The organism is Sulfitobacter sp. EhC04, from assembly GCF_001650875.1.
Lineage (GTDB): Bacteria > Pseudomonadota > Alphaproteobacteria > Rhodobacterales > Rhodobacteraceae > Sulfitobacter.
Genome location: NZ_LXYI01000045.1, coordinates 156343 through 171395 on the forward strand (window position 1 = coordinate 156343; position 15053 = coordinate 171395).

Consider the following 15053-nt stretch of genomic DNA (forward strand, 5'->3'; position numbering starts at 1 on the left):
GAATATTGCACCATCCGGGTTTTGCAAAGGTCTGGTACGCGGGCAACGCACCGCCCGGACTTTTCAAAAAGTCCGATCCGGAGTTTTCAAAAACTCCGGTGGGCGAATGTTGAACCATCCGAGTTTTGCAAAGGCCCGGTACGCGGGCAACGCACCACCCGGACTTTTCAAAAAGTCCGATCCGGAGTTTTCAAAAACTCCGGGGCCCAGCCCCGGCGGGCCTATCTCTCCGGTATCAACCCGCGCGGGGAAAACCGCAGCACCAGCAGCAGCACCAGCCCCATGGTCAGCAACCGCATATGCGATGCGCTTTCCAGCAAATGCGCCCGCAGGGGGGAATTCAGATCCATGCCCGATGTGATCAGGTTCATCAGCCAGAACCCCATCGGTTCAACCTGCACCCACAGGAACCAGATCAGGAACCCGCCCAGCACGGCCCCAAAGTTGTTGCCTGATCCCCCGACAATCACCATCACCCAGATCAGGAAAGTAAAGCGCAGCGGCTGATAGGTGCCCGGTGTCAGCTGGCTGTCCATCGTGGTCATCATCGCGCCCGCAATGCCGCAGATCGCAGAGCCCAGGATGAACACCTGCAAATGGCGCGCGGTCACATCCTTGCCCATCGCCTCTGCCGCGACTTCATTGTCGCGGATCGCGCGCAGCATCCGGCCCCAGGGGGAATGCAGCGCGCGTTGCGACATCCACATCAGCAAGATCAGCACAATGGCGAACAGCCCGATATACAGCACCTTCACCCACAGCGTCGAAGCCTCCACGGCGTTAAAGCCAAAGCCCGCCGCGCGTTCGACAAAGGCCGGGGTGTTCTGCAGGTCGATTTCGTAGGGAACCGGGCGCGGCACGCCGATCACGTTCTTGACCCCCCGCGTCAGCCAGTCCTCGTTCTTGAGCACGGCGATGATGATTTCCGCGATGCCCAGCGTGGCAATGGCCAGATAATCCGACCGCAGCCCCAGCGCCGTCTTGCCGATGATCCAGGCGGCCATGGCGGCAAACAGCCCGCCAACCGGCCAGGCCAGCAGCACCGGCAGGCCAAGTCCGCCCAGATAGCCGGTTTCAGCGGGGTTGATCGCCTCGATCCGCTCCACAGACGGGTCCAGCAGCCCCCGGAACAGGAAGAAACCCGCCACGAGAATGGCAATCACCACCAGGTTGCGGCGCCAGCCCGGCGCCATCCGGCGCATCACCAGGATCGTGGCAAAGATCGTCAGCGCGCCCAGCACCAGCGCGCCGACCACCCCAAAGCCACCGGCGGCAAAGGCCCCCTCGGTCGGGGGCATGCCAACCAGCACCGCCGCCAGCCCGCCCAGGGCCACAAACCCCATGATCCCGACATTGAACAGCCCCGCGAACCCCCATTGCAGGTTCACCCCCAGCGCCATGATTGATGAAATCAGCCCCATGGCGATGATCAGCAGGGCCGAGTTCCAGCTTTGCGCAAGGCCCACGTAAATGATCAGCAGGGCGATGATCCCGAAAAGAACGGTGTTTTTCAGTGTCGCATTCATACCGACTGCCCCTTGAAAAGTCCGGTGGGTTTGAACAGCAGCACGATCAGCAGGATCACGAAGCTGACAGCGAATTTATAATCCGTGCTGAGCAGTTGAACGAGGCCCGAAGGCTCCAGGCTCTCGGGCATCATGTAGACCAGGATTTTTTTCCAGGCATAGGTGATCGTCACCTCGGAAAAGGCGATCACGAAACCGCCCGCAATGGCCCCCAGCGGATTGCCAAGCCCGCCCACAATGGCGCTGGCAAAGATCGGCAGCAGAAGCTGGAAGTAGGTGAAGGGTTTGAACGATTTGTCCAATCCGTAAAGAACACCTGCGATTGTCGCCAGACCTGCAACAATCATCCAGGTGATCATCACCACCCGCTCCGGGTTGATGCCCGACAGCAGCGCCAGATCCTCATTGTCGGAATAGGCGCGCATCGACTTGCCCGCGCGGGTGCGGTTCAGGAACCAGAACAAGACGGCAACCACGATGATCGCGGTGATGATGGTGATGCCCTGGGTGGTCTTGAACGACAGTCCTTCCTCAAGCCCGGTGGCGGTCTTGAATTCGCGCGCCGAGATGATGAACCGCTCTCCATCCAGGAAATTCTGGTCATCCGCCCCGATGATGAACCGCGTAACGCCATTGTAGATAAAGGTGACCCCCAGCGACACGATCACCAGGATCACCGGTTTCGCCTTTTTCTCGCGGTAAAAGCGATAGACCACCCTGTCGGTGCCTAGCAGCAGAAGGATGGTCAGGCCAATGGCAAAGGGCAGGGCCAGCAGCGCGGTGGGCAGCGGGCCCAGGCTGATGCCCCAACTCTGGAACAGCCACGTCAGCAAGACTGCCGACATCGCCCCCATGGCCATCGTGTCGCCATGCGCAAAGTTGGAGAACCGCAGGATGCCGTAGACCAGCGTAACCCCCAGCGCGCCAAGCGCCAACTGGCTGCCATAGGCCACACCGGGGACAAAGACGTAATTCAGGAATGCAATCAGTGCGTTGAGAAGATCCATGACCTCAGCCCCCCAGGAACGATTTGCGGACTTCCGGATCGGCCAGAAGTTCCTTGCCGGTGCCGGTATAGGCATTCGCGCCTTGCACCAGAACATAGCCTTTGTCCGCAATCTCAAGGGCTTGGCGTGCGTTTTGTTCGACCATCAGGATCGGGATGCCGGTGCGAGCAACCTCGATGATGCGGTCAAAAAGTTCATCCATCACGATGGGGCTGACCCCGGCGGTGGGTTCGTCCAGCATCAACACCTTGGGCTGCGTCATCAGCGCCCGGCCCACCGCAACCTGCTGGCGCTGGCCGCCCGACAGTTCGCCCGCGGGCTGCTTGCGCTTTTCCTTCAGGATCGGGAACAGGTCATAGACCTGCGCCATCGTATCCCTGAAATCGTCGGTGCGGATAAAGGCCCCCATCTCCAGGTTCTCCTCGACCGTCATCGAGGTAAAGATGTTCGAGGTCTGCGGAACAAAACCCATGCCCTTGGCCACCCGGTCCTGCGGCGACAGATCGGTGATGTCCTCGCCGTCCAGCCGCACATGGCCCTTGCGCATGTCCAGCATGCCAAAGACTGCCTTCATGCCCGTGGATTTGCCCGCACCATTGGGGCCGACGATCACCGCGATTTCGCCGCGATCCACCGCAATGGTGCAATCGTGCAGGATGTCGGGACCATTGCCGTAGCCCGCCGTCATCCCGTCCCCGATCAGGAAGGGGCCACCGGGGGCGGCGTGGGATTGCCCCTTGTGCCGCGGGATCAAGCTGCCTTGCCCCTTGGGGTTGGCAATCGACACGTCCTTGTTGCCACGGTCACCGTAAGGATCGCTCATACCAGTCTCATTCCTTGCTGGCCGCTTGCGGCGGCGCGTAATCGTCGGCGCAGGACAGGGCATCTGCGCAATTGTCCCGCAGCAGCCCCACGAGGTCGCGCGATGCCGTATCGAGTTGTTCGACGGATGTTTCGTTCGGCGCCTGTAGCCATAGCATGATGCGCCCCGCGCCCACCTGCGACAGCATCACGGCCTGCAGATAGGGCTCCCCCTCCCAGACATCGCGCTGAAGGTGGCGCAGGACGGTGGCATCCGGGAGGGTCAGCTTGTCAGCGATCAGAACCTCGGAAGGGACTTCGGCATCGGCGGCAACCCATTCGGCGTAGGTGGTGTAAAGCTCTTCGAGCGTCGCCGCGCTGTCAGTTATTTCATGGCCCGGCCATTCTTGTGTAAAATCAAGCACGTAGTTATCCAGCAACAGGGTCGCCCCGTCGCCGTATTGATCCCATGTTGCGGTTTCCCAGGGCGTGCCGCGGTCGCACATCCAGACATCCCGGCTGAGCTGCGCACAGGCCGCAGCTGTCTGGGGCAGGGCCACCAGCGCCGTGCCCAATGCCCATGCCAGCGCGCGCGGCATCATGCCCCCACCTTGTCCTTGTTCTTCAATCCGGTCCCCAGATAGGCCTCGATCACCTGTTCATTGGCCTTGATCTCGTCCAGCGTGCCCTGCGCCAGCACATGGCCCTCTGCCATGCAGATCACCGGATCGCAGAGGCGACCGATGAAATCCATGTCATGTTCGATGACTACGAAGGTGTAGTTGCGTTCCTTGTTCAGGCGCAAGATCGCGTCGCCGATGGTGTTCAGCAGGGTCCGGTTCACCCCGGCCCCCACTTCGTCCAGAAACACGATCTTGGCATCCACCATCATGGTGCGGCCCAGTTCCAGCAGCTTTTTTTGCCCACCCGAGATCTGGCCCGCCTTCTGTTCGGCCAGATGTTCGATGGTCAGGAATTCAAGCACCTCATCCGCCTTGGCCTTGAGCGCGCGTTCCTCGTTCGCGATGCGTTTGGTCCCGAACCAGGTGTTCCACAGGGTTTCACCGCTTTGGCCACCGGGCACCATCATCAGGTTTTCGCGGCAGGTCATGGAATGAAATTCATGGGCAATCTGGAAGGTGCGCAGCAATCCCTTGTGGAACAGCGTATGCGGCGGCAGACCTGTGATGTCTTCACCATCCATGTGAACCCTGCCGGAGGTCGGTTTAAGAACGCCTGCGATCACATTGAAAAGAGTTGTTTTTCCGGCCCCGTTCGGGCCGATCAGCCCGGTGATGGAACCTGCGTCGATGGTCAGGCTTGCCCCGTCCACAGCGTGAAACCCACCAAAGTGCTTATGTATGTCGTCAACGACGATCATAAATCCATCCCCATGTCGGCCCGTTTCGGGCACTTATCCGGCCCTGTTTCGGGCGCTTGTATCTTGGATACAGCCCGGCAGATGCGCCGGGCTGTACCTGTTTCCCAGGCAAGGCTGTTGCGCCTTACTTGTAGCCGATGGTCTCGTTCACGCCGTCTTTGACTTCGATCATGCGGTATGTACCGGCGGATTCACCGGGTCCGATCAGTTCGACCGCAGAGGCACCGACATAGTCGATATCTTCGCCGTTCTTGATCAGTTCCAGCGCCTTGCCCAGTTCACCGGGGAAGATTTCGGTGCCGGGGGCGTTGGCGACCTCAAGGATTTTTTCCTTGTAGTCTGCCGGGTCCGTCGAATTGGCGGCCTGCATGGCCAGCAGGAACAGCGCCGCCGCATCATAGGATTCTGGGGTGTAGGGCGAGGTGCCGTCAAAACCGGCGTCTGCCGCCATCTTGGTGAAAGCCTCGATCCCGTTGCCCTGCGAACCGGCGATCTGGCCGTAAGAGCCGTCCAGATCCGGGCCGATGGTCTTGGGCAGGTTCTCCCCGATCATGCCGCCGGGCAGACCGAAGGTGTCCCATGCGCCCGCGTCCAGTGCGGATTTGATGATGCCTGCGCCACCCTGGTCAAGGTAACCCGCAACAACCAGCAGGTCGCCACCGGCAGAGGCCAGCGCGCCGACTTCAGCGGAGTAATCCGCTTTGCCGTCCTCATGGGCGGCCACGATGGTTACTTCGCCACCAAGCGCCTTGAACGAAGACTCGATCGCATCCGCCAGACCCTTGCCATAGTCGTTGTTGGTATAGGTCAGGGCGATGGATTTGACGCCACGCTCCTGCAGGATTTCCGCCATCACTTCGCCTTCGCGGGCGTCGGACGGGGAGGTGCGGAAGAACAATCCGTTGTCTTCCATGGTGGTCAGGCCGGGCGATGTCGCGGAGGGCGAGATCATGACCATGCCATTTGGGATCGCAACGTTCTGCAGCACCGCGCCGGTCACACCGGAGCAATCCGCGCCGATCAGCCCGTTGATCCCTTCGGCGATCAGACGTTCGCCGCCGGACACGGCCAGGCCATTGTCGATACAGCCTGAATCCGCGCGCGTGCTGGTTACAGTCGCGCCATCCAGCAGCATGCCGCTGTCGGTCACTTCCTTCATCGCCAGTTCGGCACCGGCGGCCATCGGACCGGTCAGCGATTCAATCGGGCCGGTAAAGCCGAATTCAATGCCGAGTTTCACTTCTTTCGCATGTGCGTCGGCAAAGGCCGATGTTGCCACGAGTGCCGCAGCCGTTGAGGCCAAGAGCATCTTTTTCATGAGGTTTCTCCCTATTGGAACATGATGTTCGCGAGAAACGTAGGCAAAGGCTTGCGAAAAGAAAAGGAGTTTTTCCTCAGTGTAATAACGCGAAACAAGCGGAATTGATCGGGCCGTGGTGGAATTTCCTGTCACGAAAGTTACATTTTCTGAAAATGAGTGTCTGAACAGGAGTTTTGCCATGCCGATTCCGAAAAACTTTACCAATTTCCTGCATCTGGCGATTTTCGGGGCGCTCTTGCCTATGTCTGCCGCAGCGCAGGAAAATTGGTCGTTTCAACCCGTGGTAACTGATCTGGACACCCCCTGGGCAGTGGCGCCGATGCCGGATGGCGGCATCCTGATCACCGAAAAGGACGGCAGACTGCTGTTGCAACGCGACGGCACCCGCAGCGAGGTTGCAGGTGTGCCGGAGGTTGAAACCGGCGGGCAGGGCGGGCTGCTGGACATCACGCTTGCCCGCGATTTCAATCAATCGCGGATGCTGTTTCTGACCTATGCCAAAAAGCAGGGCAGCGGCAGCGGCACGGCGCTGGCTTCTGCCCGGCTTTCGGATGACGGGCAAAGGCTGGAAGGCGTGACCGAGCTTTTTGCCATGAAACCGGGCAGCCGGGGCGGCCGTCACTTTGGCAGCCGCGTCGTCGAGGCCACGGATGGCAAGTTGTTCATGACCATCGGTGAGCGGGGTGACCGCCCGGCGGCACAGGATCTGAGCCGTCACAACGGCTCTGTCATTCGCATCAACCGCGATGGCAGCGTGCCTGATGACAATCCCTTTGTGGGGCAGGCGGGGGCCTTGCCTGAAATCTGGTCTTACGGTCACCGCAACCCGCAGGGGGCCGGGCTCGACCTTGAAGGGACCCTTTGGGTGTCCGAACACGGCGCGCAGGGCGGCGACGAGGTCAACGAAGTGCGCAAAGGGGCCAATTATGGCTGGCCGGTCATTTCCTATGGGCGGCATTATTCCGGGGCCAAGATCGGTGAAGGCACCGCAAAGCCCGGCATGGAACAGCCCGCGCATTACTGGGACCCGTCAATCGCGCCGTCTGGCCTCATGGTCTATTCCGGCGCGCTGGACGCGGATCTGCGCGGCGACATCTTTGTCGGAGCGCTCAAGTTCGACTATATATCCCGGCTCAGCGGCGATCCGCTGCAAGAGGTGGCGCAGATCAAGGGGCCACAGACTTCGCGGGTGCGCGACATCGTGGAGGGGCCCGACGGCGCGATCTGGTTTATTTCTGTGGGCGAGGGTACGGTTTACCGGATGACACCCACAAAGTGAGAGCCACGATGCGTCTATTTGCCATTTTGCTGAGCCTGATTGCCTGCCTGTCCACTGCCGCCCAGGCACAGGAAAGCGACAGTCTTTTCCCCGACTACGAGGCCTATGCGGATTTTGTCGACCGCCATGTGATGCGTCGCGATTTCATTCCGCTGATCCAGCGGCTGGGCGGGCGTGATGAGTTCACGCCTGAGGAGCTGGCGGCGAACCAGCGCCAGATGGAAGGTGCCTGGCCGCGCGATTTCCGCAACGTTTCGGTGTTCAAGGAACTCGACCTGGGCGGCGGCGTCCGGCAGGAGGGCCGGATTTACTGGACCGGCACCAGCTATGCGTTCTTCTATGCCATGCTGCATCAGCGCGAGGATGATCTGGCGGTCATCACCTTTTTGCTGAATTCCAGCAGCAAGCCGATCATGGATCGGTTCTGATTGAGCGGGGCCCGGGGGCCTCTGTCACGTTGAGCGCCACCCGCAGCGCATTTGGCGCGCTGCGGGTGGGTACTTCAGGTATAAGGAAGCGAAAGGAGGGCGTTCTTTTGCGGGCCTTGCCGGGTCAGATCGACAGGCGCGCGGCGTGGCTGCCGCGTTCGCGGTAGGGGGTCGTGTCGTAATGCGCCCGGTAGCATTTCGAGAAATGCGACGGTGAGGCAAAGCCACAGGCCAGCGCCACGTTGATCACGCTCATGTCGGTCTGCATCAGCAGGTTGCGCGCCTTTTGCAGGCGCAACTCCATGTAATAGCGCTTCGGGCTGCGGTTCAGGTAGCGCCGGAACAGCCGCTCAAGCTGCCTTGTGGACATGCCGACATCGCGGGCCAGCACGGACGGGCTGATCGGCTCTTCGATGTTGCTCTCCATCATCTGGATGACCTGGCTGAGCTTTGGATGGCGCACCCCGATGCGGGTCGGCACGCTGAGCCGCTGGGTGTCCTGGTCGGTGCGGATCGAGGAATAGATCAGCTGGTCGGCCACCGCATTGGCCAGGTCTTCGCCCTGGTCGTCCGCGATCAGCTTCAGCATCAGGTCAATGGAAGAGGTCCCGCCCGCGGTCGTCAGCCGGTTGCCGTCGACCACAAAGACCGATTTGGTCAATTGCACCTCTTCGAACTCTTCGGCAAAGCTGTCCTGGTTTTCCCAATGTATTGTCGCGCGTTTGCCATCCAGCAGGCCAGCCTTGGCCAGGGTAAAGGCCCCGGTACAGAGCCCGCCCACGGTCAGCCCCTTGCGGGCCTCGCGACGCAGCCAGCTGAGCACCTTCTTGGTGGTCGCATCCTGTACGTCCATCCCGCTGCACACCAGGATGGTGTCGTCGCGGGCCATTTCATCGAGATCGGCATCAAGCTGGAACACGGTCCCCGCAGAGCAACTGGCGCTTTCGCCGCCCTCACCAATCGTGATCCAGGAGTACAACTGCCGCTCGCCCATGCGGTTGGCGATGCGCAGACATTCGATAGCCGTGGAGAAACACAGCAGGCTGAACTGGTCCAGCAGCACAAATACAAAACGCCGTGGCTTTTCGGTGTCTGGCGGTATGCGGGTGGCCGGGCGCTGTTGAGACATCGCAGGCGTCCTTTTCCTTGTTGGTAGGCGCGGCTCTTGTGACGTGACGTTACATTAGCGACACAATCTGCCGCAACCTTAGGTCACGGGATTCGATCTTGGTCAAGAGGTCGAAATTGGGTTCTGGCCACCGCGCACGTCCTTTTGTATAGAAAAGGTCTTTGATAGCGCTGACAAACAGCGCGCGGGACCGGAGAGATGACATGACCCAATGGAGCAAATCAAGCTGGCGCAGCAAACCGCGAATCCAGATGCCCGATTATCCCGATCAGGCCGCGTTGAATGCGGTCGAGGCACAGCTTGCGCGCTATCCATTGCTGGTCTTTGGCGGTGAGGCAAAGCGGCTCAAGAAACATCTGGGCGCGGCCAGCCGGGGCGAAGCCTTTCTCCTGCAGGGGGGCGATTGCGCCGAGAGCTTTGAGCAATTCAGTTCCGACGCCATCCGCGACACTTTCAAGGTGATGCTGCAGATGGCCGTGGTACTGACCTATGGTGCCAAAGTGCCGGTGGTGAAGGTGGGCCGCATGGCGGGGCAGTTTGCCAAACCGCGTTCGGCACCTTCCGAAACGGTGGATGGTGTGGAATTGCCCAGCTACCGGGGCGATATCATCAACGAGTTGGAGTTCACCCCCGAGGCGCGGATACCCAACCCCGAGAAAATGCTGCGCGCCTACACTCAGGCGGCAGCGACGCTGAACCTGATCCGGGCTTTTTCGACCGGGGGTTATGCGGATGTCCACCAGGTTCACGGCTGGACGCTGGGCTTCACCGATGGGGAAAAGGCGGCGAAATACCGCGAAATCGCCAACCGCATTTCCGACACGCTCGATTTCATGTCGGCGGCGGGCGTCACGGCGGACACCGCGCATACCCTGCAAACGGTTGAGTATTATACAAGCCACGAATCGCTGTTGCTGGAATACGAAGAGGCGCTGTGTCGTCAGGACAGCCTGACCGGCAAGTGGCTGGCAGGCTCGGGTCACATGATCTGGATCGGAGACCGCACGCGTCAGCCCGACGGTGCGCATGTGGAATTCGCACGCGGGGTGCAGAACCCGATCGGCCTGAAGTGCGGGCCAAGCATGACCACGGATGACCTGAAAAAGCTGATGGCCACGCTGAACCCCGAAAACGAGGCCGGTCGCCTGACCCTGATCGCGCGTTTCGGGGCCGGGTCGGTGGGCGACCACCTGCCAAAGCTGATCCGCGCGGCGGAACAGGAGGGCGCAAAGGTGCTTTGGACCTGCGACCCGATGCATGGCAACACCATCAAATCGTCTTCGGGCTACAAGACGCGGCCCTTCGACTCGGTCCTGCGCGAGGTGCGCGAATTCTTTGACGTGCATGGGGCAGAAGGCACCGTTCCCGGTGGCGTGCATTTCGAGATGACCGGCCAGGATGTCACGGAATGCACCGGCGGCGTGCGTGCGGTCAGCGACGAGGATTTGAGCGACCGCTATCACACCGCCTGCGATCCGCGACTGAACGCCAGCCAATCGCTGGAACTGGCGTTTCTGGTGGCAGAGGAACTGTCGGCGCGACGGGTTTCACAGTCCGAATCCGCCGTACTCTGAGCGCTGTGGCCACAAGGCCGCGCTATGTAACGCAAACGCCGCTGGCCAATGGTCTGCGGCGTTTGTCGTTCAGGGTGTCAGATGCAACGCAAAACCAGCTTTTGTGTTACATAAAGCGTCCGGCCTTTAACCTGAGGCATCGCACATCACTTTTCGCGCCCCGCCGCAGGCGAAGGCAGCAAACAAGTGATTCATGTTTTAGGCCGGGCGCGGCGACTGTCCGGTCTTGGTCGGAAAGGCCTGGCGTTTGGGCGGGGAATGCTCGGCACGGGTTGCCACGTTGATTCAGAAAATACGCGGGTTCGAATTGTTGTCACATGGCATTCGACACGGGGCATTCGAAACGGGGCATTCGACACGGGACGATGACAATTCTGGGCGATGAGAAAACCGTAACAAGCCGTCAGTCATCGGACTTGACCAGCCGCAGGTAGGGCGGGCGCTTGTCCGTTGGTCTGACCCGCGCCGGAGCTGGCGTCATGTAAGGCGGAACGGGGGCCGCAAAGCCCGGAACGCCTTGCGGTTTGGCTGGCGTGTCTTGCTCCGGATCGGGGATCGGCGTGGCATCCGTGCCGGGCATCAGAAATGTGAATTCCCGGTCCAGCACGTCAAAGCGCCGGGGGGCCAATCCGATCTGGCCCTTGAACACCAGGCATCCCAACAGGCGGCTGACATCGCCCAGATCGCTTTTCAGCGGCAGCAGGATCATCCGTGCCTCACCCTCCGGCCTGCCTTCCGACCCCGAGGACGTCAGGCGAAACCGGCCCGTGCCGGGGGCCTGAAACACCTCTTCTATGGTTTCAGAGATCAATTGCCGCGCGTTGGGGTTGAACATGGCCGTCAACGGCATGCCGCGCACTTCCATGCCCATCAGGTCATTCAGGTGGCTGCCCGCGATGCGCAACCGCGCGATGCCGGGCGCGACCCGTTCCACGATAAAGGCATTTTCAAGCGCGCCCTCGATCCCGCGTGGATCAATCTCGGACCGCTTTGGCACAACGCGCGCTCCGCGCAGAGCTTCCCAATAGGCTTCGACCTGCGCAATGGCGGCATAACCGGAATCTGGATGATGGTCTGACATTTCAACAACATTCTGCGTTTTTTGGTCTGACTTGTCCATGTAACACCACCTTTACTCAATCGGCCGGGTTCACAGGGAGGACAGGGCCAGTCGCACCCTGTTTCATGACGGCGTCACGAGGTGTGCGTTCAACTCTATTCTAATTAGCGTGAACAGGCAGGCAGCGGGGAAAAATCTTAAGCATTGGTTAACACCGCGCCGGATGGGCTTGCCCCGCCGGGCTGTTTCGACCTATCCCGGTGTGGAACTCAAGCGCCAGGGGCCGCCTTACATGATCCATTCGATGACCGGTTTTGCGACACGCACAGGCACTGATGCGCCCTATTCCTGGGGCTGGGAGATTCGCGCGGTGAACGGCAAGGGGCTGGACCTGCGGCTGCGGGTGCCGGACTGGATCGAGGGGCTGGAGACAGGGCTGCGCAAGAAACTCGGCGCGGTGGCGGCAAGGGGCAACATCACCTGCAACCTGCGCGTCACCCGCGAAGAAGGGGCAGGCCGGTTGGCAGTCAACGACGCCCAGCTTGAAACCGTGCTGGACGCACTGCACCGGATCGAAGCGCGGGCGATGGATGCAGGCATATCGCTGGCCCCTTCAAAGGCCACCGACATCGTGACCATGCGCGGTGTGCTTGAACAGGCCGTGATGCAGGATGATACTTCGCAGCTTTGCGCGGCGCTGCTGGCGGATGTGGACAAGGTGCTGGCCGATTTTGCCGCCATGCGCGCGAGCGAGGGGGCCGCCCTCGCCAGGGTGCTGGAAAACCAGCTGACCGAGGTGGAAACCCTGACCGCTGCCGCGGCAAGGCTGGCCGAGGCGCGCAAGGGCGAGATGGCGCAGACCCTGCGGCAGAACCTGGCCCGCATCCTGGAAAATGCCGATGGGATGGATGAGGACCGTCTGGCCCAGGAACTGGCGCTGATCGCGGTCAAATCCGACATCACCGAAGAAATCGACCGGCTGGGCGCGCATATCGCGGCAGCACGCGCATTGCTGTCCGAGGGCGGGCCGGTGGGGCGCAAGCTGGATTTCCTGATGCAGGAATTCAACCGCGAAACCAATACCCTCTGCGCCAAGGCGCAGAACACCGAGCTGACCCGCGTCGGGCTGTCGCTGAAGGCCGTGATCGACCAGATGCGTGAACAGGTACAGAATGTGGAGTAAACCATGACCCAACAGCCGGAAAGGCGCGGCCTTCTTGTTATTCTCAGCTCGCCCTCTGGCGCGGGCAAATCCACTCTTGCGCGCCGATTGATGGATTGGGATGCCTCGCTGAAGTTCTCTGTTTCCGCAACCACCCGCATCGCGCGCGAGGGCGAAGTCGAAGGCAAGGATTACTTCTTTGTCTCGGAAGAGAGCTTTCGAAAATGGGTAAAGGAGGGCGAGTTGCTGGAGCACGCCCATGTCTTTGGAAACAACTACGGCTCTCCCCGGGGGCCTGTTCAGGAAGCCATCGAGGCGGGTCGGGACGTGCTTTTCGACATCGACTGGCAAGGGGCCCAGCAAATTCAGAAATCTGCGCTTGGCTCGCACACGCTGTCCATTTTCATCCTGCCACCCTCCATTCTGGAACTGCGCCGCCGGTTGATCAGCCGGGGCCAGGACACCGCCGAGACCATCACCAAGCGGATGCGGAAAAGCTGGGACGAGATCAGCCATTGGGACGGCTACGATTATGTGATCGTGAACGACGACCTGACGGAAACCGAAGAAAAGCTGAAGACCATCATTCGTGCGGAACGCATGAGGGTGGCCCAGCAGCCCCGGTTGCTGGACCATGTGCGCAAACTTCAAACCGAATTCGAGGATCTGACATGACGCTCTATGCACTTGGCGACAAGACCCCCAAAGTCCACGGCAATGCCTGGGTGGCACCGGACGCGAATATCATCGGCAAGGTGGTGCTGGAGGACGAAAGCTCGGTCTGGTTCTGTTCCACCCTGCGCGGCGACAATGAGGTGATCCATGTGGGCCGGGGATCGAATGTGCAGGAAAACTGCGTGTTCCACACCGACATGGGCTATCCGCTGACCATCGGCGAGAATTGCACCATTGGTCACAAGGTCATGCTGCACGGCTGCACCATCGCGGACAATACGCTGATCGGCATGGGGGCCACGATCCTCAATGGTGCAAGGATCGGGCGCAACTGCCTGATCGGGGCGGGTGCGCTGATCACCGAAGGCAAGGAGATACCCGACGGATCGCTGGTCATGGGTGCCCCCGGCAAGGTGGTGCGGCAGTTGGACGACAAGGCCATCGCGATGCTGACCGCAAGCGCACGGCATTACGCCGAAAACGCGGCCCGCTTTGCCAAAGACCTGACAGCGCTCTGACGCGATGACCGAAGCGCCGCTGCTGCCTGACCTGATCGCCGCCCTGCCATTGCCGACGCTGGTCATCGACCGGGCAGAGCGGATCGCAGCGGTGAACCCGGCGGCCAAGGCGCTGGTCGGGGCCCATACGGTGGGCCGCCATTTCGTGACCGTGCTGCGCCAGCCCCTGCTGGTGGATGCGGTGGAGCGGTGCATCGAGGACGGGCAGGGGCGGCACGCGCAATTCCTGATCGACGAGGCGGGCAAGGACGTGACCTATGACGTCACGCTGAATCCGGTGCAGGGTGCCGGGCTGCTGATGGTCAGCTTTCAGGACATTACCCCACAGGCACAGGCGGGGCAGATGCGGCGCGACTTCGTGGCCAACGTCAGCCACGAATTGCGCACACCGCTGACCTCGCTGATGGGGTTCATCGAGACGCTGAGCGGCCCGGCGCGGGACGATGCCGCCGCGCGCGACCGGTTTCTGGGGATCATGCAGACCGAAGCCGGGCGCATGAACCGTCTGGTGGGCGATCTTCTGTCGCTCAGCCGGGTGGAGGCAGAGGAACGTGTGCGCCCGACCACACAGATCAACCTTGCCGAGGTGCTGCAAACGGCGCTGCGCAACCTCAACCCGCTGGCGGTTGAGGCAGGCGTGACCCTGCGCCCCGACTTCGGGGCCGAGCCGATCCCGATTCTGGGGGATGCGGACCAGATGTTGCAGGTCTTTACCAACCTGATCGAGAACGCGATCAAATACGGGGGCGATGACCGACCCGTGGAGATCACAGCAGAAACCAGTCTGCGCGACCCGGCATTGCGCGGGCCATCGGTGCGCATCACTGTCAGTGATCATGGGCCGGGCATCCCCTCACATCACATTCCCCGGCTGACCGAGCGGTTCTACCGCGCCGACAGCCACCGCAGCCGGGCATTGGGCGGCACCGGGCTGGGTCTGGCGATTGTGAAACATATTCTCAACCGGCACCGGGGGCGGCTGAAAATCACCTCCGACGTCGGGCAGGGCGCATCATTCTGCGTGATCCTGCCCCGAGATGTAGTGGTGAGCGACGATTGAACGTCAAAATACCACTTGTTTTGCACAATTCTCACCCTGTCATAAAACCGTAACAAAACCGTCACAAAAGGTATAAGCGCGCCACCTAAACGGGCCGGGAGATCACCCATGGGGGAGATCGTAGAATGTATG

At 61.1% G+C, this 15053-nt stretch carries 15 protein-coding genes; 7 read left to right on the plus strand and 8 right to left on the minus strand.

The window, feature by feature from the left end:
- Positions 1-221 precede the first annotated feature (221 nt).
- The 6 genes from A8B82_RS18165 to A8B82_RS18190 form a co-directional block, all read right to left on the minus strand.
- On the minus strand, positions 222-1526 hold the full coding sequence (locus A8B82_RS18165) for a branched-chain amino acid ABC transporter permease (RefSeq protein ID WP_067295613.1): 1305 nt from the start codon (positions 1524-1526) through the stop codon (positions 222-224).
- Complete coding sequence (locus A8B82_RS18170) at positions 1523-2533, minus strand: branched-chain amino acid ABC transporter permease (protein WP_067295616.1); 1011 nt, start codon at positions 2531-2533, stop codon at positions 1523-1525. Before A8B82_RS18170 ends, A8B82_RS18165 begins: the two co-directional genes overlap by 4 nt.
- A 4-nt stretch (positions 2534-2537) precedes the next feature.
- Positions 2538-3356 carry an ABC transporter ATP-binding protein gene (locus tag A8B82_RS18175; protein ID WP_082899361.1) on the minus strand — a complete coding sequence of 273 codons (819 nt, stop codon included), beginning with the start codon at positions 3354-3356 and terminating at the stop codon, positions 2538-2540.
- 7 nt (positions 3357-3363) lie between these two features.
- Positions 3364-3936 (minus strand): hypothetical protein, encoded by a 573-nt coding sequence (locus A8B82_RS18180; protein WP_235604727.1) that lies wholly within the window; start codon positions 3934-3936, stop codon positions 3364-3366.
- Positions 3933-4715 (minus strand): ABC transporter ATP-binding protein, encoded by a 783-nt coding sequence (locus tag A8B82_RS18185; protein ID WP_067295619.1) that lies wholly within the window; start codon positions 4713-4715, stop codon positions 3933-3935. Before A8B82_RS18185 ends, A8B82_RS18180 begins: the two co-directional genes overlap by 4 nt.
- A gap of 124 nt (positions 4716-4839) precedes the next feature.
- A complete protein-coding gene (locus A8B82_RS18190; RefSeq protein WP_067295621.1) occupies positions 4840-6033 on the minus strand; it encodes an ABC transporter substrate-binding protein in 1194 nt (397 codons plus the stop codon).
- Between the two features lie 244 nt (positions 6034-6277).
- Here A8B82_RS18190 and A8B82_RS18195 point away from each other — a divergent pair, with 244 nt between their 5' ends.
- Both A8B82_RS18195 and A8B82_RS18200 read left to right on the plus strand, forming a co-directional pair.
- A complete protein-coding gene (locus A8B82_RS18195; RefSeq protein ID WP_067295856.1) occupies positions 6278-7315 on the plus strand; it encodes a PQQ-dependent sugar dehydrogenase in 1038 nt (345 codons plus the stop codon).
- A gap of 8 nt (positions 7316-7323) precedes the next feature.
- On the plus strand, positions 7324-7743 hold the full coding sequence (locus A8B82_RS18200) for a hypothetical protein (RefSeq protein ID WP_067295624.1): 420 nt from the start codon (positions 7324-7326) through the stop codon (positions 7741-7743).
- Positions 7744-7867: 124 nt separating this feature from the next.
- On the opposite strand, the gene A8B82_RS18205 is transcribed toward A8B82_RS18200, so the two are convergent.
- Positions 7868-8872 (minus strand): GlxA family transcriptional regulator, encoded by a 1005-nt coding sequence (locus tag A8B82_RS18205; protein WP_067295627.1) that lies wholly within the window; start codon positions 8870-8872, stop codon positions 7868-7870.
- A gap of 203 nt (positions 8873-9075) precedes the next feature.
- Between A8B82_RS18205 and A8B82_RS18210 the strand changes: the two genes are divergently transcribed.
- Entirely contained in the window at positions 9076-10446 is a 1371-nt protein-coding gene (locus tag A8B82_RS18210) for a class II 3-deoxy-7-phosphoheptulonate synthase (RefSeq protein WP_067295629.1), read from the plus strand.
- Between the two features lie 403 nt (positions 10447-10849).
- On the opposite strand, the gene A8B82_RS18215 is transcribed toward A8B82_RS18210, so the two are convergent.
- Positions 10850-11566, minus strand: coding sequence for a PAS domain-containing protein (locus tag A8B82_RS18215; protein WP_067295632.1), 717 nt, complete (start codon positions 11564-11566; stop codon positions 10850-10852).
- Positions 11567-11810: 244 nt separating this feature from the next.
- Between A8B82_RS18215 and A8B82_RS18220 the strand changes: the two genes are divergently transcribed.
- Genes A8B82_RS18220 through A8B82_RS18235 form a run of 4 tightly spaced genes read left to right on the plus strand, consistent with a single transcriptional unit; the run spans position 11811 to position 14921 of the window.
- Positions 11811-12689: a YicC/YloC family endoribonuclease gene (locus tag A8B82_RS18220; protein ID WP_235604733.1), complete on the plus strand. Its 879-nt coding sequence runs from the start codon at positions 11811-11813 to the stop codon at positions 12687-12689.
- Between the two features lie 3 nt (positions 12690-12692).
- Complete coding sequence (gmk, locus tag A8B82_RS18225) at positions 12693-13343, plus strand: guanylate kinase (RefSeq protein ID WP_067295635.1); 651 nt, start codon at positions 12693-12695, stop codon at positions 13341-13343.
- Positions 13340-13861: a gamma carbonic anhydrase family protein gene (locus A8B82_RS18230; RefSeq protein ID WP_067295638.1), complete on the plus strand. Its 522-nt coding sequence runs from the start codon at positions 13340-13342 to the stop codon at positions 13859-13861. The genes gmk and A8B82_RS18230 overlap by 4 nt, the downstream gene beginning before the upstream one ends.
- A 4-nt stretch (positions 13862-13865) precedes the next feature.
- Positions 13866-14921 carry a sensor histidine kinase gene (locus A8B82_RS18235; RefSeq protein ID WP_067295640.1) on the plus strand — a complete coding sequence of 352 codons (1056 nt, stop codon included), beginning with the start codon at positions 13866-13868 and terminating at the stop codon, positions 14919-14921.
- Positions 14922-15053: the final 132 nt, after the last annotated feature.